Origin of the sequence: Alteromonas gracilis (assembly GCF_002993325.1) — a bacterium.
In the GTDB taxonomy this organism is placed as follows: domain Bacteria; phylum Pseudomonadota; class Gammaproteobacteria; order Enterobacterales; family Alteromonadaceae; genus Alteromonas; species Alteromonas gracilis.
In genome coordinates, this window is the sequence record NZ_PVNO01000022.1 from 42606 (window position 1) to 63514 (window position 20909).

Annotated in this window: 15 protein-coding genes; 5 read left to right on the forward strand and 10 right to left on the reverse strand. The window is 44.1% G+C overall.

Annotated elements, in window-relative coordinates; translation table 11 throughout:
- Window position 1: 1 nt before the first annotated feature.
- The 3 genes from C6Y39_RS05750 (at window position 2) to C6Y39_RS05760 (ending at window position 2836) form a co-directional block, all read left to right on the forward strand.
- The gene (locus tag C6Y39_RS05750) at window positions 2-790 is read left to right on the forward strand and encodes a CLCA_X family protein (RefSeq protein WP_105930349.1); all 789 of its coding nucleotides are present in this window, start codon (window positions 2-4) and stop codon (window positions 788-790) included.
- Between the two features lie 142 nt (window positions 791-932).
- Entirely contained in the window at window positions 933-1343 is a 411-nt protein-coding gene (locus C6Y39_RS05755) for an ExbD/TolR family protein (RefSeq protein ID WP_105930350.1), read from the forward strand.
- 182 nt (window positions 1344-1525) lie between these two features.
- On the forward strand, window positions 1526-2836 hold the full coding sequence (locus C6Y39_RS05760) for a choice-of-anchor A family protein (protein WP_105930351.1): 1311 nt from the start codon (window positions 1526-1528) through the stop codon (window positions 2834-2836).
- 60 nt (window positions 2837-2896) lie between these two features.
- On the opposite strand, the gene C6Y39_RS05765 is transcribed toward C6Y39_RS05760, so the two are convergent.
- From C6Y39_RS05765 to C6Y39_RS05800, 8 genes are all read right to left on the reverse strand, one after another.
- Window positions 2897-5326: a cellulose synthase subunit BcsC-related outer membrane protein gene (locus C6Y39_RS05765; RefSeq protein ID WP_105930352.1), complete on the reverse strand. Its 2430-nt coding sequence runs from the start codon at window positions 5324-5326 to the stop codon at window positions 2897-2899.
- Entirely contained in the window at window positions 5323-6423 is a 1101-nt protein-coding gene (locus tag C6Y39_RS05770) for a family 8 glycosyl hydrolase (RefSeq protein WP_105930353.1), read from the reverse strand. The genes C6Y39_RS05765 and C6Y39_RS05770 overlap by 4 nt, the downstream gene beginning before the upstream one ends.
- Entirely contained in the window at window positions 6417-8684 is a 2268-nt protein-coding gene (locus C6Y39_RS05775; protein ID WP_105930354.1) for a cellulose biosynthesis cyclic di-GMP-binding regulatory protein BcsB, read from the reverse strand. The genes C6Y39_RS05770 and C6Y39_RS05775 overlap by 7 nt, the downstream gene beginning before the upstream one ends.
- Window positions 8681-10906 carry a UDP-forming cellulose synthase catalytic subunit gene (bcsA, locus tag C6Y39_RS05780; RefSeq protein ID WP_105930355.1) on the reverse strand — a complete coding sequence of 742 codons (2226 nt, stop codon included), beginning with the start codon at window positions 10904-10906 and terminating at the stop codon, window positions 8681-8683. The genes C6Y39_RS05775 and bcsA overlap by 4 nt, the downstream gene beginning before the upstream one ends.
- Entirely contained in the window at window positions 10884-11456 is a 573-nt protein-coding gene (locus C6Y39_RS05785) for a hypothetical protein (RefSeq protein WP_105930356.1), read from the reverse strand. The genes bcsA and C6Y39_RS05785 overlap by 23 nt, the downstream gene beginning before the upstream one ends.
- 202 nt (window positions 11457-11658) lie before the next feature.
- Entirely contained in the window at window positions 11659-12147 is a 489-nt protein-coding gene (locus C6Y39_RS05790) for a YgjV family protein (RefSeq protein ID WP_105930357.1), read from the reverse strand.
- Window positions 12148-12175: 28 nt separating this feature from the next.
- Entirely contained in the window at window positions 12176-12937 is a 762-nt protein-coding gene (locus C6Y39_RS05795; protein ID WP_146128596.1) for a tRNA1(Val) (adenine(37)-N6)-methyltransferase, read from the reverse strand.
- Window positions 12938-13022: 85 nt separating this feature from the next.
- Window positions 13023-13643, reverse strand: coding sequence for an NAD(P)H-binding protein (locus C6Y39_RS05800; protein WP_105930359.1), 621 nt, complete (start codon window positions 13641-13643; stop codon window positions 13023-13025).
- A gap of 70 nt (window positions 13644-13713) precedes the next feature.
- Between C6Y39_RS05800 and C6Y39_RS05805 the strand changes: the two genes are divergently transcribed.
- Window positions 13714-15927 carry a S9 family peptidase gene (locus C6Y39_RS05805; RefSeq protein WP_105930360.1) on the forward strand — a complete coding sequence of 738 codons (2214 nt, stop codon included), beginning with the start codon at window positions 13714-13716 and terminating at the stop codon, window positions 15925-15927.
- Between the two features lie 225 nt (window positions 15928-16152).
- On the opposite strand, the gene C6Y39_RS05810 is transcribed toward C6Y39_RS05805, so the two are convergent.
- Entirely contained in the window at window positions 16153-16527 is a 375-nt protein-coding gene (locus tag C6Y39_RS05810) for a PH domain-containing protein (RefSeq protein WP_014950757.1), read from the reverse strand.
- 12 nt (window positions 16528-16539) lie between these two features.
- On the reverse strand, window positions 16540-19551 hold the full coding sequence (locus C6Y39_RS05815) for a sensor domain-containing protein (RefSeq protein ID WP_105930361.1): 3012 nt from the start codon (window positions 19549-19551) through the stop codon (window positions 16540-16542).
- Window positions 19552-19811: 260 nt separating this feature from the next.
- On the opposite strand from C6Y39_RS05815, the gene C6Y39_RS05820 reads away from it, so the two are divergent.
- Entirely contained in the window at window positions 19812-20852 is a 1041-nt protein-coding gene (locus tag C6Y39_RS05820; RefSeq protein WP_105930362.1) for a serine/threonine dehydratase, read from the forward strand.
- Window positions 20853-20909 lie beyond the last annotated feature (57 nt).

The following is a 20909-nucleotide window of genomic DNA, read 5'->3' on the forward strand; positions in this document are numbered from 1 at the left end:
GTTGGAAAATAAAGGCCGTATTCATCAGCAGTTTTATCGCAATGGTCCAAGCCACAGAGACGGCGCTGACGTCTCATTTCAAGATATTCGCAAGCTGTTCAATTTCGCTACGATCACTGTGGGTCGATGGGTAACGGCTGAAGAACAGCAGATCGCAGCCAATTTATTTTTTGATGCGCTTTATGATCTGGTTACGATCCTAAACATTAACGAGCAGGTTTTGTCGCTGAACGGTTCCCTATCGCTTGCTTTTGGTAGCGGAGGACAAAAACACAGTAGTGCTCATTACAATAGCGCAAAGCGACAGCTTGCACTGGCTAAAAACGCGGGCGCAGGTGCGTTAGCACACGAATGGTTTCACGCGTTCGATCACTACATAGCACCACGCATGTTCGACGGCATTGCTGCAGGTAGCTTTGCAACGCAGGCATGGCTGGATAATGCACCTATGAACCCTCACCCATTGAATCAAAAATTGAGCGATTGTTTCTCACAGCTCTTCTTAAATGATCAAAAAAGGCCAAATGAGTACTTTGTGCGATCCGTAGAAGCTGATCGCGCGCTAAAAATGTATTATTATGCTATGCCTCAGGAGATGGCTGCCCGGGCATTTGAAGCCTGCATCCAAGATCACGAGATCAAAAATGCGTTCTTGGTGCAAGGGACAAAAAAATCAACGGAAGCTAGACTTGGCATTTATCCTCATGGTAACTTGCGTACATCACTCAATCAGGCATTGATGTTGTATTTTTACCAATTAGGTGTCGCTATTTCACGAAAACAAACATAGTTTGTTGTTTTATTACCGTGAAACTGAGTATTTTTTCAACAACAAGTGTTAATGAGCACACTGTTTTTATACAAAAGTCTGTATATTTTTGTAACAAGCAGTATACTAAATGGCTCGAACGTAACAGAAGAAAGAAGACGAGATGAAAAGAAAGAAGCATACCTCGGCTGAAGACGAGGCTCAGATTGATATGACCCCCATGTTGGACATCGTGTTCATCATGTTGATTTTCTTCATCGTAACGACCTCGTTCGTGAAAGAGAAAGGTTTAGACGTAAACCGTCCTGAAGATAATCAAGCTAAAAACGATAAGCCTTCAAAAGCGCTTTCTATCCGTATTGATGCTGATGGCACAATCATGATGGGTGGTCGTGAGGTTGATATTCGTCGTGTTGTAGCTAACGCGCAGACATACTTAGCGGAAAACAATACAGATACAGCAGCAATCCAGGCACACGAAGACAGTGAGCACGGGACTGTGGTAGAAGTAATGAACCAAGTTAAAATTGCGGGTATCGATAAAGTATCTGTTTTGGTTAAGAAGAGTAGCTAACAAGCTCTTATTAACTTATGAAATATATGAAAGCCACCTTCGGGTGGCTTTTTTCGTATAAGACCTTATACCAAAGTATCTCTTGCGCTATCGCATGAATTTTGTTCAGATCGTACCATTCGGTGTGTCTGGAAAATCCATGTTGAAACTCGGTTCCAGACTCGGATGTCACTGGAGCCAATATGCACAAAACAATACTCTACACTGCCGTGGTTGCGGCAATTGCGTCAGCACCTCAGGTGTCGGCAGCCAAAATTGAATTAAGCGAAGCATTTAATTACAACGCGTTTATCTTTAATAGTTATGAAGGTGAGCGATCTGACGTTGAAGGCACGTTAGCCGTAGGTGGAAACCTAACGGTTGAAGACTTCGATGTAGGTCTTTTACTCCCTACGGATCTTTCCTCTAGCGCACTTTATGTAGGTGGCGATCTTAGTTACACCCGAGGCCATGTTCACGCAGGACAGACTACCGTTTCAGGTATGGTTACTGCTAATAACGTAATGTTCGATGGTGCACTAAACAGTGGCGACACTACCACAGTAACCTACGGCAGTATAGAAAACGGCGGTATATTCAGTGAAGGTGACGTAACTTTAGAAAAAGCAGGCATTAATAACGGTGACATCCAATCTGAGCAAAGCGTTACCATCCGTGAAGCGGGCGTAAATGGCTCCATAACTTACGGTACAACGCTCACCGTGGATAACGCTGGCTATACTGGAAGCGCTGTACAGTCTCCTAGTAACACAGTTAACGTCGACAACCTTGATTTTAACTCGATCGCTGCTGAAGTAACGAAACAATCTCAAGAGTTTGCTTCGATGGACGTCAATGGGACAACAACGCTTTCCTGTACCGACGCTTCAGATCCAAATGCGAGAGTCAGTTGTAATGACAGTAATATAAATACTCTCGACACCATCGTATTTTCAGGCAACGATGATGTAAATATTTACTCTATTACCTCTGACTGGTTTAGCGCTGACAATAAAAGCATCGTTTACGACTTTTCTACCACCAGCTACAACATTATCAATGTTTATGGTGAATCCGTTGAGTTATTTAATACTGGTTTCTTTAATACCGCGTTTACACAGGAAAATGAATATTTCAGAGAAAATGGTCAGTATAGAGACAACGATAACAATGTCGGCCAACGTCACGATGGTCGTTATACTAACAATATTTTATTTAATTTTGTCGATGCTGACTTCCTTACGTTACACAGCGTGGGCGTAAAAGGTAGTGTATTAGCGCCATACGCAGAGCTAAGTTTTTACAATGGTCATGTTGATGGCAACGTGATTGCTAATAGCTTGGTCACGCCGCTAGTGGAATTAATCAACGATCAAGGCGACACCTACAACGCGCCTACAGGCCAAGTGAATAACTATCGGTTTGGCGCTATTAACGTCAGTGAACCGGCTTCAATCGCTATTTTGTTTGGCGCGGGATGTCTTATGCTAACTAGGCGTAGAAAGACTAGCTAGCGTCTAAAAAATTTTTAAATCTTAAGAAAAGACAGCAAAAAAATACAGTTGAAAGCGGCTTTACAATGCAAAGCCGCTTATTCTTGGGGATGATAGCAACAACTCATCGCTGGTGACGCCATTACCTTTACCTGCTCTCCATCTAATTTGAATCCCCGCTTCAAACGCCTGATACTCAACAGCGAACGCTTTTCCAATATAACCTGCCGCAATCCAGTTGTCGTTGAAACGATATTGGCCCTCAGCCATAAAGTTGCCGCTTAAGCCCGTATCTGAGCTTTCACCAAGGGTCACGTTTCCGTCTGCCGTTGGAAATGCGCCTCCAATCGGAAAGCGCAGATCATCGTCTTGTTCAACGCGAGAAAGCGCAAGTGAGCTTCGTAGCTTAATTTGCCAGTTAAGTGCTTCAAGCGTCAATAGCTCTGAATAGCCGCCAATACTGATAAACTGGCTTGGGCTAAAGTAACCACCATTGCCGACCGTAAAGCCGCTTAAATTTTTATCGTAGCTTGTATAGCTCAAGAATGGCCCAACACGCCAATAATCAAGCTTTGGAGATATCATGGTGGCAATATCATAACTGACATCACCTCGTAGAGAGAACGCGCTATTATCGGCAACCTGCTCGCCTTCTAAGCGACTCACCTGAGCAGTACCTGCAACAGACCACTTATCGGCCACTGCATGCGCTATTAATCCTCTTACGCCACTTTCTATCACGTAGCCCCAAGGTTTCGCGTGATTAGCATTAAAGGTTCCGGTTTGGCTTAATAAGCTGTCTTCTTTTGCCTTTCTAAATAAGGTTGCAGCAACTGTTGTACTGGTAAGAAATTTGGTTGCAGATATTTGCCCCGTTACTTTAGTGCCAACGGGTTGATCGAACATGGCATATTCAAGGTTAGCGTAAAAATTAAAGTCTGGTGCCTGATAAAACGCTTCAGCGCGAAGGGCTGTATCTTCAAAACCGCTTATTCCCGAAAACTCTCCACTCAATTGGTCGCTACCAAACCAGTCGCCAACTTGAGGGCGACCACTGTAGAACTGCTTGTAGTCGAGTGATACTTGCCACAGCCAGTTGTAATATGCGCTGCCAATGCCGACGTATTGCGACAGAACGTCGAAGTTGCCAAGCCCTTCACCGCCGCTTCGATTACGAGTATTCATTCCATAGACAGCACTTAGACCATCTTTAGTTTGTGATAAAACCTCTCGTGGATCGTCGTTTTGATAGGCGAGCCAAAACTGTTTTCTTGGCCAAGCATTGCGACTAGTGCGCTCTTGCAAAATACGTTTCACTTCACTGTATTTGAGTGCCAACCTATTCAATGTGGTATCGTCACTTTGATTGAGTGAAACCAGTTCATTAGCAATAACGCTATTATTTGGCGTTTTCGATAACACACGCTCAAACGCTGCAGTGGCGGTTGTAGTATCTTGTATTTCTTTCGCCGCCCAACCAATCAGGGCTTGCTCATCAAGACTCAGTCGCCTTAACTGAGAAAGTGCCTCACCCGCCTCAATACTTTGTTTGTAACGCATTGAGTCATAAAACTGCGCTTGTCGCGTTGCTAGCGCATCAGCGCAGCGACGAATAAAAACGTCGGTATTAATACTGCACGCTAAAGCGAAAGCGTCTTGTTTAGCGGATTCTGTTTCCTGCGCAATCAGCGCTAAATATTTACCTTCATCATCATCTACTAAATGAAAGAGCGCTTCAGAAAATGTGTAGTTTTTAGCATCATATTGCTGCCACGCCTCTCCTATGAGTACATCTTTGACATAGTTGCTATTATCTAGCTCAAGGAAGGTTTCAAGCGCTTCAAAGTCTCGTAACGCTAGCGTTTGCTGTAACCTGATACCCGTTACGCTATCAAGTCCTTGCTGCGCCGACTGCTTATCTATGTCACGTACAGCCGTTTCTAATGCCAAAGAGAACTGCTGCGTCGCTATGTTGAGCATACCTTTATCTATGGCGGTCCATCCCATCAATAGATAAAAGTCTGTTCGCTTTAATTGGTTACTAAGTTCAACTAACCGTCTGACTTGTTGCTCTGAGACATTGGCGCGGGCTTTTGGCGTAAGCTGAGCAAATTCCTCTAGCGCCAAAATCGTCGATGATTCTTTGGGAGCCTTTGGCTCGGCTCGTTTTGGCTCGTCTGACTCTGGAGGCTTTGCAGGAGCAGGCTTTAACGTACCTTTTAATCTACCATTTAGCCTGTTTAGTTCAGTTTCAACTTCATTTGGTACTTGCCACCCAGGGTAAAGCGCCTTTAAACGTCCGAATTCGTCATTGGCCTGCTTCACCTGCCGTTCGTTGATATGATACCAAAGACCGGTTAAGTCAGGCTGCACCTGCTGTGCTGGTAGAAGGCCTAAGTCTTTCTCTTTATAGGTTGTTTTTGTTTGCCCAATAGCGTGGGTTGGCACAAGTGAAGCCGTTATAGCACCCAAAGCAAGTACAAGAGCAGTACGTTTAAATATATCTTTCACGAGGCGTTATCCGCTACCGCTAGCATAGAAAGCAAAGTTAAACTGGCTGAATAGTAATCCATTTTTCGATTAACTGTGGGCCATTTTGCGGCTTTCGAATTCATAATTTCATCTACTGCAAGTTTCACCGAACGCATGCCGTCTGTCATTTCGTACTCAGCGGTTTGCTCGGTAAGCAGGTTTATTGTCGCAGGGGTTGGTTCAAGCGCCCACCACTTATAATAGGGCTCAAGCAATTGCTCTGCTAACTCGTTATCGTCTCGAACGCTTTCAGACCAAACTAATTGGAGCGGGATCCGCACGGCGTTGAAACCAAACTCTGCCGATATGACATTTTCTAGCGTTAACTTGCTTTTAAACTTATCGTTATCGATGTCCCCTCTTTTGGGTTCAAAGCGAACCCAGTCGCTTGGTAAACGGTAAGATGAAAACTGCATATTCGAAAGCAGAGACAAGCCTGTTTCAAAGAGGTTGTCCCATTTTGATGGCGTTGATGAAAGGGACGATAGCTCAGAAAGTGCCGGAAAAATCCAGTAGGACATATTGAGCTGCACGCTGGTGGTTTCATCTGATTTCACACTGAATCCGTGCTCACCCGGCAAAAGTAAAACGGCCGTGTCATACTCAACCAACAGGGTGCTTTCAATCGCTCCGACGATGTTTCGCGCATCCTCTTTAAGCTCGTTTACACCCCACTTTTCACTTGCTCTTAAAAGCGCCCACGCTATCAATAAATCTCCATCAGAGGCATTGTTAGGATCATCAATACAAGAAGACGGGCTGCCGGTACACGGTCGATATCGCCAACTAAAAAGCCCATCTTTACGCATAAGCGTACTTTTAGTCCATTGCCATAGTGCATCAAAGGTCGCTTTATCATCGGCGGCAATAGCGAAAAGCATACCGTAGCCCTGCCCCTCGCTATGGGAAACGTCACCGTTTCCCGTATCAATGACGCGACCGCCATCAATAAATAGCGCTTTGTAAGCCATGAACTGAGCTTTGAACTCGCTATCGTCTTTTGTAGTACAAGACACCAGAACACACAAAAAGCCAATAAAAGACAGCGCCCTTGTTGTTTTTCTTAGCGCTACCATGAGTCTTGTACTTGTTCATTTCTGCGTTTAAGCAGTAGGTAAATCACCATGCTTACGATAAAGACCAAAATGATAAAGCCAATCAGCCAATACCAAGGATTGTTGGAAAGCCAAAGTCTTAAGTGCAGCCAGTTATCGTCAGCTTCACCCACTTCATATTTTTCACTTACTTGCATGATAAGCGATGGCGATAACGCATCTTTCCAAGCAAAGAAATCCCCTGCCATTTGCCCCCACAACGACAAGCTAACCAAATCTTCTACTCTCGCTTGAAGTAACTCTGGCGTTTGCGCAGCCATGATGAAAAGTGTATCCGTGTCTGATGAAACGGGATGTGCCTGGGCTGTGAGTATCGCTTGCTCCCCCAAATCACTCTCCTGTACAGTGTTTCCATCAATTCGCATTTCCTTGAACGACTTGTCATCCGTCATATTTCTTATTTGGTTGTACAGATTATTTTGAAGTCTGTAAGACCAGCGCTTAGTCGCTTTTATTGCTGTACTAAATTCTTCCTGCTCAATGCTTGAAAGGGTATCTGGCGTTCCAAGCACAAGGACCGAGCCTTCGGCAGAAATATCACTCCCCGATACGATTTCAACGTTTAGTAACGGAGCTTGAGCTGCTTGCGCAAACTTAGCAGACAACGTTAACGCTGTGTTCAAGTAGTCATCTGACGGTATTGCAATACTCGAAACAGGCGCAGATTTGAAGCGCGCAAATGGATAAGCCGTTTCAGAAAGCATGGCTAAATTGGGCTGCACTGCGACATGTCCCGCACTTGGAAGCTCAATAACCGAAGAGTTATCTAGCTGAAAAACGAGATGTGAACCCGGCACGTCGTCACATGCCACGCCGGCAAGCGGAGGTCTTAAAGTAACTGCAAAATCTAGATTATTAACGCCGCCTTTGAAGAATCGAGCAGGAATGCGTAACTGGTAATCTCTGTACGATTGACCGTTAATGTTGTTAAGTGCCAAGCCGTGGACCAACTCATCATTTACTTTCACGTTCATTACTGAGCCAGGTCCAAATCCTGCACCGTAACCGAAATCTAAAAGCAAACTGACTGATGCGTTTTCAGGAACATAAAAATCAGCGGGTAGCCTGAAAGAGACGCGCTTGTTAAAGTCGCCCTCATCCCTAAATTGCGTTGTCGGTACGCCAAAATCTTCAAACGCATAGTGGTTATCAGGGTTTAAGATGCGGTTACGCTGCAGAGCATCTGGCTGCATTTGAGACTGAGAAAGCACCTTTACCTGCGAAATGGGGTTGATTGCATCATCCATAACCGCCAAGGCCTTGGCCGCTTCTAGCACTTCATTTTGTGTCGTTCCACTTACAATCAGCCTGTAGCTAGCTGGCACAATAATCTTTTTGCCTTTCACAAAGGCTGGGGTGCGCTGCGCTTTTAAAAATGCGCCGTCGATATCGTTGATCACTTCATCAGATAACACTGGCGATAAAGCTTCAACAGTACCCACTAGCACGTGAACAGGTTGCTCTTGCTCCGGCTCGAGGTACCACGCGGTGCGCTCGTATTGTGCTATGTTTTGCTCATTCCAAAAATCATCTTCGGTTTGCGGAAGCACGTAGCCATCATCAAAACTCTCATGCTGGATAATAAGTGGCTGGTACTGATTTCGAAGGGCCAATGCCTGCGCAACAATGGGCAGTGTTTTTTGCTTTAATAATGGGTTTACTTCCCGTGCAGTATAGAGGTGAACATTACGCTGACCGCCAATTCCAGGGTTAAAGAACCCGCTTAATGCATCTAATGTGAAACGCTTCTCATTGATTGAGGTGGCTATCTTTAATGTAGAATTATACACATTGATTTCACTCCACAATTCCGGCGCGTTGCCGTCTACACATTGCTCTGCGTAGTGCTGACTCACCGCAAGAGTAAGAGAGTTAAATCCTGCACGCCAGAGAGCGTTGGGAATAGTAACCTCAGATACAAGGGAAGGTCTGTCAGGGTCAAAAGCAATCTGACCGATGGTTGCATTGTTGAATCTGACATACAGCTGGGAACGTTTTCTAATTAAGGCTTGTGAACTCACCACTTCAAGTGTTAACAAGGCACTATCCACCTCTGCGACTGAACTCAGAGGAATGGGAATGTCTACCGACGCGGATTTACCTTGAAGTCGAACCGTTCCCTCACCACCGTAAAAATCGGTTAGTCGGTACGAGTTTGTTTGTGCTGCAAGGGCAAATGGCATGCACAAAAGCCATAGTGGAATAAGGTATTTTTTTATCATTGATTTTCCTTTGCCGGCTTAGCAAGTAATCCTAATTTACCGGCGAATTTCCCCATTAGTACAAGCATGTGCAATAAAGCCGGCTTTAGCCCGACTTTTAGCACGTGTTTTGCGCCAAACCAGTATGAAATAGCTCTTGTTCTTCTTCGTTGAAATGACATCCAACGCAAACTATCACAAAGTGAATAAGCGACAACTTCGTTTTCTTGCTCGTCGGTTTGAGGGGCAAAACGCACCCTCAATATTTTCGACGAACTGTCGTAGTGCAGTACCTTGATGGGTATATGCACATTCTTACTTAGTGCGTGACTCCACGAGGTAAAAGTAGCGCTTTCAGGTACAAGCGCCCCTGCCCCTTTTAGTCTTAATCGCGCACCTCCTAATGAAAGATCGACCAGATCTCCCACCCAGGCTTCGTCGGTACTCGTTTTAATCACAACGCTATTTGTTGCTGGCAGTCGCGCTTGGCTTCTTACTTGTTTTCGCTCAAGTAAAACACTAAGAACCGATAATAATAAAATTAAGTTGAAAATATTCCATAGCATTACCACTACCGTTAACTCTCGCGTAAGCGGTTCTGTAATAAATTTATAAACCCCACTGCCCAGCGCAAAAGTTATGATTAATATCAACCAATAGAAGGTGTTGGATAACGGTGATATGAAGGTTTTTTCTAGGCTTTCACCCTTAGGCGTAACCACAAATGAAGGAGCCCTTGGCTTTAAAAAAACTTTGATCAGCGCGTTTAGTGTAAACGCACATTGGAGTATCTCATAAAGCTCGGAAACCAGAGGCCATCGGGTTCGCCCAAACAGCATCGTGGAAATCATATAAGTGGCTATAACGTGAGGCAGTGTGAACGCAAAAATCTCCAGTATAGAAGCGTGATACACCTGAAGGCCAAACACAAGATACGCTAGCGGCATTAATAGAAAAATAATCCGAGCAAAAGGAAATAGCCAAAACATGATTGAACTCATGTAGCCAACTCGCTGATACCATTTTAAACCTTCGGCTTTAAAAGGTTTTTTAAGCAGTAGAATCTGAGTCATTCCCTGCGCCCAGCGCATACGCTGTTGAATAAATGCATCGAAAGTTTCCGGTGCTAAACCACTTACCATGGGCCTATCAACATACACAGACTCGTACCCCATTTTGTGCAAATCTAGGGCAGTTTCTGCATCTTCGGTAATGGAGTCGCCAGAAATGCCGCCAACTAAATCTAGATGTTCCCGACGCATTAGCGCAGCAGAACCACAAAAAAATGAGCTTCCCCAGTAATCTAACCCCTTTTGTATGGTTCCATAAAACATGTCGTTTTCTGACGGCATGCGAGTGAATGCCGAGAAGTAGTTACGTTCAACGGGATCAGGGTTCGCCATAAAATGAGGGGTTTGAACAAGAAATACTTTCTCGTTTTTGAGCATCCAAGGTACGGTTCTATCTAAAAAGTCAGCGGTAGGCACATGGTCTGCGTCTAAGATAACTATTAAATCACCAGTGGTATTTTGAATTGCACTATTAACATTACCTGCTTTAGCGAACTCATTTTTTGCCCGCGTGTGGTAGGTGATGTCTAAACGTTTGCAAAGGCCCTGAAGTCTCTCTCTTCGTTGTTTTGCCGACGCTGCTGAAGCTGGGTTTTCAGCATTAATTTTTTGGTCTGTTCCGCCATCATCAAGCAGGTGAATATGAAGTTTATCCTTTGGATAATCTAGCATTTTCGCGGCTCGAATGGTTACTTCTAATATATCATCATCTTCGTTGTAGCTTGGGATCATGACATCTACACTAGGCAGTGAGGATCTATCTACACCTTCTAGAGATAGTAAAGGTCGACTGAGTGGAAACGCATTAACGATAGCCCCCAGTACAGATGTGACGCCAGCGTATATTTCAGCGCCAAACAGCAACAAGACGGCTATCATTGAAAGAAAGTCAGAGTAAGTCAGCGTGTAAATACCTCGCCATAATAAGTATCTAACACTGAGGGCTATTGCTAACACCAGTGCGACTACGCGAAATAAGTGCTGATATTTTTGAGCATGCCTCGCTTCTTTACTGCAAAGCGATATAAAAATAAGAATGACTATTGAAGAGAGAAGTTGCCCGAGTGCATCCATGGGCGCTAACAGTAACGCCCCAAGAATAAAGGACGCTACTAAAAGTACTACAATTAGCTTGGAAGTATAATGATGCCTATGTGTTTGGGAATAATCCAAGTTTGCGATCCAGTATGTGTATTTGCGTTACACTTGCATAGTTCGCCCTGTTTATTAACGTCATTTTGCCATCTGCCATCTCTACTTCATGATTGCTTTTGTAAAACAAACTAGAGATTTGGTCTCTTCGCTTCCTATTGCTTTTCGAAAGTAAAAACCATGCTGGGTAGGTGGCTATACCAAATGCTGCCACAGCGACCAAGCTGTAAAATGCTATAGGAGACATCGAAGGGGCTACAAACAGGGAAAATATAAAAACAGCCACACTCAATGCGGTAAATATACCAGTAATTTTACGTAAGCGTATAACTTTTAACAATTTGTTTTCAGCCTCCAACAGCATAAAGAGTCGCTTTTTCCATAGCGTCTCTGTCTCTAGGCTGGTTCGAGCTTCAACTAGACGTGGTTTGTCATTTGCCGGGGCGGCGTTTCGGAAAAATTGGGCTTGCTCATATACATTGACCGCCGCACCATTGTTAATGGCGCTTTGAAATGATTGTTCAAGCAAATCAGAGCGTTCAACTTTTTTAGAATTATCAATTGAGTTCATCGCGTATACTCTCTTCACTACTACATACAGAGTCTACTTCCGCTCATCTCAAGGAAAAATTACTGAAACTATACTCACTGATTAATAATGATACGCTTATATACCTAATTTTAAATTGAACTTTAGCCCATTGCACTTTGGTATACGGTACTTTGGTATATGCCTAAAAAGGCAGGGGGAACGCCATTTTCGCGCTCAATATTTAAGGCTTTCGTAACTTGCTAACTATGCTTATTAAATTACTCACGTTAAACACTGTACCGAAAATACTGCCAACGGAAATGGCATAAATTAGCCCTAGGGTTTCGGCAACAAGGAATACTTTTCTTATGGTGTGGGTATTTCTAATGACAAGAGAGCCAACGGTGAAAATAAGCGATGACGTATAAGCAACAAATATTATCCAGTTGTGGTTGAGCACGAACCATTCATAGGCCAAGAACCCCATATTTATTGCGATAAATAAAAACAGGATAACGTTACTTCTATGCTTAATCGCAATAAAGTTACGCACGCTCGCGAGGAGAGTACCAACCCCTGCAGCCATTGCGTCGAGCATAAAAAAATGTGCACTCAACGCCGCTAATGCAAAGGCCGAGATAAGTAAGTATTTGTCCACATTTGTTTGACGATAGCCTATGAAGTTCAGAACTACAGCAATCGCACCAAAAGCTTCCGCGACAATATTCATTGAGTCTATATTCCTGTGCTAATGCTCATTAAAATCTCAAATAGAAAGGCTCACAAAGCGCTTTATATTCATCCGTGTAATCCCCCTTTTCATTCCTTATCGTCAGTATATTTTCACTAACCATAGTGTTTTGTTCCTGCGTGTTCTTACAGCCATGCAATGAGGACGCTAGACAAGATTTAATAAAATGAAAGGCGCAAAGATAAGGCGACTTGGTTTTTGAATGTTTTATGTAAAGAATTCTCTGCAACTGGAGACCGTAAGTTTCTGCCACCTGCACTATGTCGGCGTCTAAAGTTGAAGGGTATAAACAATACATGCTACCTCCCTCATTTAAGACCGCATTACTTACGCTGAAAAGTGTATCAGGGCGCAGGACTGATGTTTGCCTTGCCACATGTCGAGCTTTACTTTGGGCTTTATAGGCGTTTGTAATTTTAAGTGCTTCATCAAAGTATGGGGGATTTGATACGACTAAATCATAAAGGCAAGGAGGCTCAAATTTACAGATATCACAATGATAAACAGACAACTGGCGAGACCATTTAGCATTATCAAAGTTAAAAGCCGCTTGCGCTGCAGCGTTATCGTCTATCTCTATAGCGTCGATCTTCGATGAAGATAAGGCTTTTTGCGCCATCATTAGCGCCAGTATGCCGCTGCCGGTCCCAACATCTAGAATATGCGCGGCAGCACCGACATTCACCCAACTCCCTAAAATCAGGCTATCTGTATTCACCTTCATCGCACAGCGGTCTTGAGTCACCGTAAATTGTTTGCAGCGAAACATAGAGGGTTAAGTTACCGAGACGTTTAAAAGCCGCGCATTCTATACCAAGTTCTAAAACGCTTCACGTTAAGGTTATGATAGTTCACTACCAGCGCTGCAGCGACATCATGTTTCTTGCTACATCAATAGCGTGCACTGGCCGGTATTTTTTTAGTGGGCCCTTCATTAAACTTTGCCAAATAGGTGCGGTTTTTTGTGCTAAATCTTCTAAAGTGCGCGACTCTTCTCTGTCACCAAGCAACAAAGATGGCCTTACCGCCGCGGCATTTGGCAGTTGCGGCATACGCATAATCGCATTTTCTAACTCACCTTTTACCTTCAAATAGAAGTTACTGCTTTTCGCATCGGCACCTACCGAAGAAATCCAGACAAAGCTGTCTGCGCGTTGAGCACGGGTAAGCTGGGCTGCAACATGGACGTATTCAAAATCTACGCGGCGAAATGCCTGTTTAGAGCCTGCCTTTTTAAGCGTTGTACCTAAACAACAATAAACATGGTTTACGCTGAAATAACCTTGGTAATCTTGAAAGTAGTCAAAGTCGATAACAACAGGTTTTAATTTATTATGAGGATCTCTAAACATACTCGAAGAAAGAGGCTTTCTAACTAAACAAGTGACTTCACTGTAACGCCTGTCCTGTAACAGCATATTTACAAGCGTTCGTCCTACTAAACCTGTCGCTCCTAGCACCATTGCGGATTTCATACGTCGCACCTTGTATCATAAATTGATATAACTACAATCAAACCTTCGACAGTCAAATATGCAGATAAAAATGAAAAAAGCCCTTTTAATTGGAGCCGCTATGCTCTCTACTGCTTTAAACGCTGAAACGCTCACTATTGAGCGCATTTTCTCTTCTCCTTCACTTGATGGCAATGCGCCACGTTCATTGAAAGTATCCCCCGACGGTCAACGTGTCACCTTCTTAAAAGGTAAGCAAACTGACTACGAACGCCTAGATTTATGGGAATACCATATTGAAAGCGGTCAAACTCGCATGTTGTTCGATTCAAACGACCTTCAAAGCGGCGAAGAAGTGCTTTCTGATGAAGAAAAAGCGCGACGGGAACGTATGCGCTTATCAGGCAGCGGTATTGTTAGCTACCAGTGGTCTGACGATGGCAAAGCGCTGTTGTTCCCGCTAGGCGGCGACGTGTTTTATCACAAACTCGGTGAAAAGGGCGCAAAACAGTTACTTGATACTGACGCTTTTGAAACTGACATTAAATTATCACCAAAAGGTAACTACATCTCGTTTATTCGCGACCAGAACCTTTATGTGAAACACATTGAATCAGGTAAAGAAACCGCCATTACCAAAGAAGGTGGCGGCAACATCAAGTTTGGTATGGCGGAGTTTGTGGCGCAAGAAGAAATGGGCCGCATGACTGGATATTGGTGGTCGCCTGATGAAACAAAAATTGCATTTACCAAGGTGGATGAAAGCCCGGTAGACGTGATCACCCGCTCTGAAATTTATGCTGACGATATCAAACTTATCGAACAAAAATATCCTAAGGCAGGCACGCCGAACGTGTTGGTGGAACTTGCTATTCAAGACATCGACTCAGGTGACCGTACATGGGTTGATTTAGGTGAAGATAAAGACATTTATTTTGCGCGAGGCAAGTGGATGCCAAACAGCACCACATTTACCTATCAGTGGCAAACACGGGATCAGCAAACATTAGAACTTCGCGCCTTCGATCTTAATAACAAAAAAGAAAACGTACTGCTTACGGAAAAAAGCACTACGTGGGTAAATCTGCACGACGATCTTTATTTCTTGAAAGAAAAAGGCCAGTTTATCTGGGCGTCTGAGCGCGATGGTTTTAAACACCTTTATCTATTCGACAACACTGGCAAACTGGTTAAGCAATTAACCAAAGGTGACTGGGTTGTAGACAGTGTTGAAGCCGTTGATACCGCAAACAACCGTTTGTACTTCTCTGGCCGCAAAGACACGCCACTTGAAAGTCATGTTTACAGCGTGCCTTTAGAGGGCGGCGAGATTTCGCGTATCTCTGAACTAGGCGCATACCACAGCGCTGCGTTTAGCAAAGATGCCTCTATTTTTATCGATCGTTTCTCGACCATTAATTCACCTGCACAGGTTAGCCTAAATAGCGCCAGCGGCGAGCGAATTACCTGGCTTGAAGAGAACAAGGTTGAAGAAGGCCACCCGCTGCATACCTATATGGATAGCTGGACGGCACCTGAGTTTGGTGACATCACCACAAAAGATGGCACAACCCTTAAGTATCGAATTTACACGCCTGACAGTGCCAAGCAAAACCCTGAGCAGAAACACCCTGTAATCGTTTATCTCTACGGCGGCCCTCACGCACAAGTTGTGACTAACAGCTGGGCTGGCAACCGTGGTTTGCTGTTCCAGCATTGGGTTGACCAAGGCTATGTGGTATTCACGTTAGATAACCGTGGCTCTAACTATCGCGGTAAAGGCTTTGAAGATCCTATTTACAAAAAAATGGGCTTTATTGAGGTGGACGATCAGGTTGCGGGCGTAGAGTTCTTGCGCACACTTTCTTACGTTGATGCTGAACGTATCGGTGTTCACGGTCACAGCTATGGCGGCTATATGACCCTGATGACCATGTTCAAAGCGGGCGACTACTTCGCAGCGGGTGTCTCAGGTGCGCCGGTAACTGACTGGCGCCTATATGACACCCACTACACGGAACGCTACATGGGTAACCCAAACACGGATGACGATGCTTATACGGCGTCTTCAGTATTCCCTTACGCAAAAGATCTTAAAGGCGACCTTTTAATTTACCACGGCATGGCGGATGACAACGTACTGTTTACCCACTCGACTATGCTATACAAGCACCTTCAAGACTTGGCCATCCCGTTTGAAACTATGGATTACCCGGGCAAGAAGCACAGTATCCGTGGTAAGCAAACGGGCATTCACTTATACAAAACCATTACTAACTTCTTTAACCGTAGCTTGAAAGACTGATGCGGTTACAGCGTAGTAATAAATAAAAGGCACAATAAAAAACAAAAGCGATGCATATGAATGCATCGCTTTTTTGTTAAATCAGCTTTTAGCCGTTCAATTTCTTTTTTTAATGATGTGCTTATGTCACTCTTTCGTCATTTTATCGCGTGAACTTTCGTGACGTTGGCAGCCCTAACGCATTTTTATTTTAAAGCGGCAGTCAATTTCAACACACTTAATAAACTAGCTAAACATCTGGGTCGCTAGGTTTTGCTGTACTGCCTGCGCAGACGACGCACTCAGCTCAATCTCAATAGGATCGGCTTTACCCGACAACCAAATTTTAAGCTCGGCGTCGGTATCAAAATGCCCTGCCGTCTCAACGATGAACTGCGTAATCGATTTGTAAGGAATAGAGTGATAGTTCACTTTGCGCCCAGTAAGCCCTTGCTTATCGATAAGGATCAAACGCTTGTTTGTGAATACACTTAAATCGCGCACTAGCTTAAACGCAGAGGTAACGGTCTCGTTAGCTGCAAGTATGGGCGTCAGCTCTTCTTGTACATCGGAAGCGCTTGTCTCGCTTGCATTACCCATAATGGTATCGAATAAACCCATAATTATTTCCTTTTAGGCAGAGGCAAGTTTTACTCGCCATTGAACTCTGTGCGCCAGTGGCTTGGGTTTATCTAAAGCAAAGCCCTGACCATAGTCGACTTTAAGCTCTCTAAGCACCTCTGCAGTAGCGTTGTCCACTACAAACTCAGCTACCGTTTGTTTACCCATACTGTGCGCAATATTATTAATCGCAGTAACTGTAGCATGATCAATTGGATCGTGAACAATGTTTCGCACAAAGGAACCGTCTATCTTCACGTAGTCTACGTCAAGGTGCTTAAGGTAAGTAAACGACGACATACCTGCACCAAAATCATCTAAGGCAAAGCTACAACCTAAATCGCGCAGCGTGGATATAAAGTGTTTAGCGGCACTTAAATTCGTTACCGCCGTTGTCTCTGTTATTTCAAAGCAAATCTTCTCTGCAGGTACCGACGTGCTCTGCATTCTTTGCGTAATTTTATGAAGAGCCATCTCGTCACCTAGCGTTATGCCCGATAAGTTAATAGCCACTTTGCCAACGTTATCAATATGCGCTGGATTACTTTCAAGGGTTTTGAGGGTGTTATCTACTACCCACAAATCCACTTTATTCATTAAACCGTGGCGTTCAGCTAACGGGATAAATAATCCTGGGCTGATAAGACCGCCCTCTCTAGCGTTTAGACGAAGCAATATTTCATAATGTTGAAGGTGTCCCGCTTTATCTTCATTAGGCACATTAAGCGGCATTATAGCTTGGCTATATAATTCAAAGCCGTCGTTTTGCAGCGCGTGGTGTAACGCATGCAGTACTTGATTTTCACTATCGTCGATGGCCATTTGTGAGTCGTTGTCGTGAAACACAAAGTAACGGTTTCGCCCCAAGTGTTTTGCTTTATAGCAGGCATTGTCGGCAGCTTTGATCAATGCTTCCGCGCTTTGAGTGCTTTCGTTTATTTCGATTACGCCAATGCTTGCGCCTACAAAAAACAACTTGTCGTCATATACAAAACGGTAATTAGAGATAGCCAACAACAGTTTATCTAGACGCTTGGTCACCTCATCTAAACTTTGATGACGAAATATAATACAGAATTCATCTCCGCCTATTCGCGCTAGCAAGTCTTGCCCGTTAACGTATTGTCTGAATATGGTAGATATCTCTTTCAATAGCTTGTCGCCAGCGGGGTGACCACAGCTATCGTTCACCAGTTTAAAACGGTCCATGTCGATAAAGCACATCACGCTTTGTTTGTGCTGAGCATGAGGCATGTTTAAGAAGGTTACCTCATTGTAACCCGAGCGGCTTCCGATATGGTTCTCTTCTAGCTCGGCAAGCTCAACGTTTTTACCACTCGCGTTTTGCTTATTGCTGCGATGTGTGTCGTTAAGGATCTCTCTTAACTTTTCATCAAAAGCATAACGGTTGAAGAGCCCTGTTAGTTGATCATGATTTGCTTGAAAGTAAACTTCTTCCTGAAGCGCTAATTCTTTAGTGACGTCTCGCGCTATACCTTCAACGGCCACTAACCTGCCTTCCTCATCTAATATTGGCGTGTCAGAGAACTCCAGTGCCAATGGCTCACCTACTTTGCCTTGGTAATGAACAATGTAAGGTTCAGGTTTTTCTCCGCGAGCAATGGTTTGACGAATCTGGAAAGTTTCATCAGGTACTTGGCGTACATAGCGCGATTCATTTACGCAAAAATCATCCGCAGAAAAGCCAAGAATTTTTTCAATACCAGCACTCACGTAGATAAAATTATGCTCGACGGTTTTAGTGTAAACAAAGTGTCTATGCATCCCATCAACTAAACGACGGTATTTTTCCTCGCTGCGTTTAAGGTCATTTTGGTCACGAAAACGTTCGGTGACATCCCTTATTGTTAAAGCGATATTCTCCCCCGCCTTTACCACCTGAACTTTTATCCATTCTGGGCTAATTTCGGTACTTTCAATGGCAATATGGGCTTCATAAGGTACGCCATCTTTATACACGTTTTGCGTATTTATAAATTCGTGACTCAACCCTAAATACCGCATTTGCTCTGCCAATGTCATTGAGCGCAGTGCTTCACACGCCCCGCGAAATAGATAGCGGGTATAGGAATTGGCTTCGACTAGCGAAAAGTCGCCGTCTTTAGGCTGATAGATAAGCAACGCATCAAGAGAGGCTTCGCTTGCGGTTAAATAACGCTGTTGGCTGAGCGATAAACTAACTGCCCCCTTTAACTGTTTGTGCAGTACATAGCTAACCAACGCTGACATCAGTAAGCCCGTTAGTATGATGAGGAGCCCTGGGTTGTAAGGGCTTAGCTGTGACTGCATAGAAAGATAAAAGTCTCTTTCTAAAAACGTAAAGGGAGCCAAAGAAACAATTGTGCCGTCGTCAGCAAATTCGCCGCTTTTAAATAACGTGGCGTCGTCAGAATGGATTTGGAAATTAAACTGAGGGCCAACTAATTCACCTAACATAACCCCCAATATGGTTTGAACATCGAACCCCGCTATTAAATAGCCGTGCTCGGGCTCTTGAGGGCTTATAGCTCTGCCTACTACGATAAAATGATGTTCAGCTTCTTGAGAATAAAGCAATGTACTTTCTAAATCTTCAGACAGGCTAGAGACATTTAATCCTAGCGCCTCCATTGGCTTCCCAATTAGCGTATTGTCAATGCGCGTCTTGATACCCGTATTGGGCGTTGTTACCCAAGCGATTTTTCCAGTGGCATCAACAAATACCAGAGAGGAAAATCCTTGTTGCATTCCCATTAACGACAGGGCTTGAGCGTTAAACCAATCCACTTGGTTTGGTTCAAAGGTGGGCCAGTTCTGCATAAGGTTGTGCACCGCTTTAATGCGTTCATTTGAGAACACCTCAAGGCTGATCTTTACTTGTTCGGCAACTGACTGGGCTTTGGAGATTCGGGCAGCGCGTTCGTCGTTTTGAATAAAGGCGCCTGCGGATATGAAGATTAAAGAAAGAAGCAGAAATAACACCGCAGGCAGGGCGTATATGCGATGGTTCATTTTGCTTAACATGTGTCTATCTCCGAAAACTGCACGCGGTATACTAAAGTAGAATTATGAAATAAATATGAATTGCCTTATACACGATGCGGTGAGGATACTGGCGTAAGTGAAAAGTATCTGGCACTGTATGAAATCAGTTTTTCTTTTGATGCGTATTAACACGTTCAAAATAAAACGTGACAGAGACTTAAAGTAGCTTTTGCAATTTTGGCATGAACGCTAAAACCTTGTATGCATTGAAAAATAAAGAATAAAAGAGCATTCAGAAAATGAGAACACCTCCCAGCTTTGATAGTATTAAGCTTGCTTACGAGCGTATCAAAAATAACGTTAAGAAAACCCCTATCGTGGAATCTTCGTTGCTTAACCAATGGATGGGTAACCGTATTTTATTCAAAGCAGAATGTTTGCAAACCATCGGGGCGTTTAAAATTCGCGGTGCAATGAATTTTTTAGCTCGTTTAAAAGAAGAAGGCCGTTTACCAAAGCATGTGGTTGCAAATAGTTCTGGGAATCATGCACAGGCGGTAGCCTACGCAGCTGCTCACTTCGGTGTTAAAGCGACAATTTTTGCAAGCGAAACGATATCTCCTATTAAAGCCGCGGCCACACAAAGTTATGGTGCTGAATTAAAGCTATTTTCCACCCGTCTAGAGGCCGACGCTGCGGTGAAAGAAGCATCGAAAGCGCCAGATACTGTCTGGATCCCCCCGTTCAATCATGAGGATATTGTATCCGGGCAAGGCACCGCGGCGCTTGAGGCACTCAATGAGGTGGGTAAGGTAGATGCCGTCTTTGCGCCATGCGGCGGTGGCGGATTGTTGTCGGGTACACTTTTGGCAACTCGCGCGTTGCAACCAAATGCACTGGTTATTGGGGCTGAGCCGGCTGAAGCCAATGATGCATCAATGTCGCTTCAGGCAGGGGAAATTATTGCTTTAAACCATACTCCAGACACCTTGGCAGATGGCGCAGCAACGCCTTCTGTTGGCGATGTCACTTTCCCGCTTCTTCAAGAACTTGACGATTTTTATGAAGTTGATGAGCTACAAATTGCTTACTGGACTCAGTGGCTTCATCATTTACTGAAGCTTCACATTGAGCCAACTTGCGCCATGACCATGGCTGCGGTTGCAGCATGGGCAGCAAACACGCCTCCAGGGCAAACTGCGTTGGTCATATTAAGCGGCGGAAACATTAGCCAGTCGAGCATGGCAAAAATATGGGAACGTGACTTTTTATTACAGCCCCCCATTCTCGATTTTAGCGAAACCGAGGAGCTTCATGAAACGAGTGAGGCGAAGGCGTAAAAAGCTCAAAGCATAACGATACAAGTTACGCAGAATAACAATCTTAGAATAATTAAA

Bases quoted from the DNA above. Each gene is read 5' to 3' on its own strand.
- C6Y39_RS05795 (WP_146128596.1), bottom strand. From the start codon at position 12,937: ATGTTTCGCTGCAAACAATTTACGGTGACTCAAGACCGCTGTGCGATG.
- C6Y39_RS05755 (WP_105930350.1), top strand. From the start codon at position 933: ATGAAAAGAAAGAAGCATACCTCGGCTGAAGACGAGGCTCAGATTGAT.
- C6Y39_RS05820 (WP_105930362.1), top strand. From the start codon at position 19,812: ATGAGAACACCTCCCAGCTTTGATAGTATTAAGCTTGCTTACGAGCGT.
- C6Y39_RS05805 (WP_105930360.1), top strand. From the start codon at position 13,714: ATGAAAAAAGCCCTTTTAATTGGAGCCGCTATGCTCTCTACTGCTTTA.
- C6Y39_RS05775 (WP_105930354.1), bottom strand. From the start codon at position 8,684: ATGATAAAAAAATACCTTATTCCACTATGGCTTTTGTGCATGCCATTT.
- C6Y39_RS05800 (WP_105930359.1), bottom strand. From the start codon at position 13,643: ATGAAATCCGCAATGGTGCTAGGAGCGACAGGTTTAGTAGGACGAACG.
- C6Y39_RS05770 (WP_105930353.1), bottom strand. From the start codon at position 6,423: ATGGTAGCGCTAAGAAAAACAACAAGGGCGCTGTCTTTTATTGGCTTT.
- C6Y39_RS05760 (WP_105930351.1), top strand. From the start codon at position 1,526: ATGCACAAAACAATACTCTACACTGCCGTGGTTGCGGCAATTGCGTCA.
- C6Y39_RS05785 (WP_105930356.1), bottom strand. From the start codon at position 11,456: ATGAACTCAATTGATAATTCTAAAAAAGTTGAACGCTCTGATTTGCTT.
- C6Y39_RS05815 (WP_105930361.1), bottom strand. From the start codon at position 19,551: ATGTTAAGCAAAATGAACCATCGCATATACGCCCTGCCTGCGGTGTTA.
- C6Y39_RS05810 (WP_014950757.1), bottom strand. From the start codon at position 16,527: ATGGGTTTATTCGATACCATTATGGGTAATGCAAGCGAGACAAGCGCT.
- C6Y39_RS05790 (WP_105930357.1), bottom strand. From the start codon at position 12,147: ATGAATATTGTCGCGGAAGCTTTTGGTGCGATTGCTGTAGTTCTGAAC.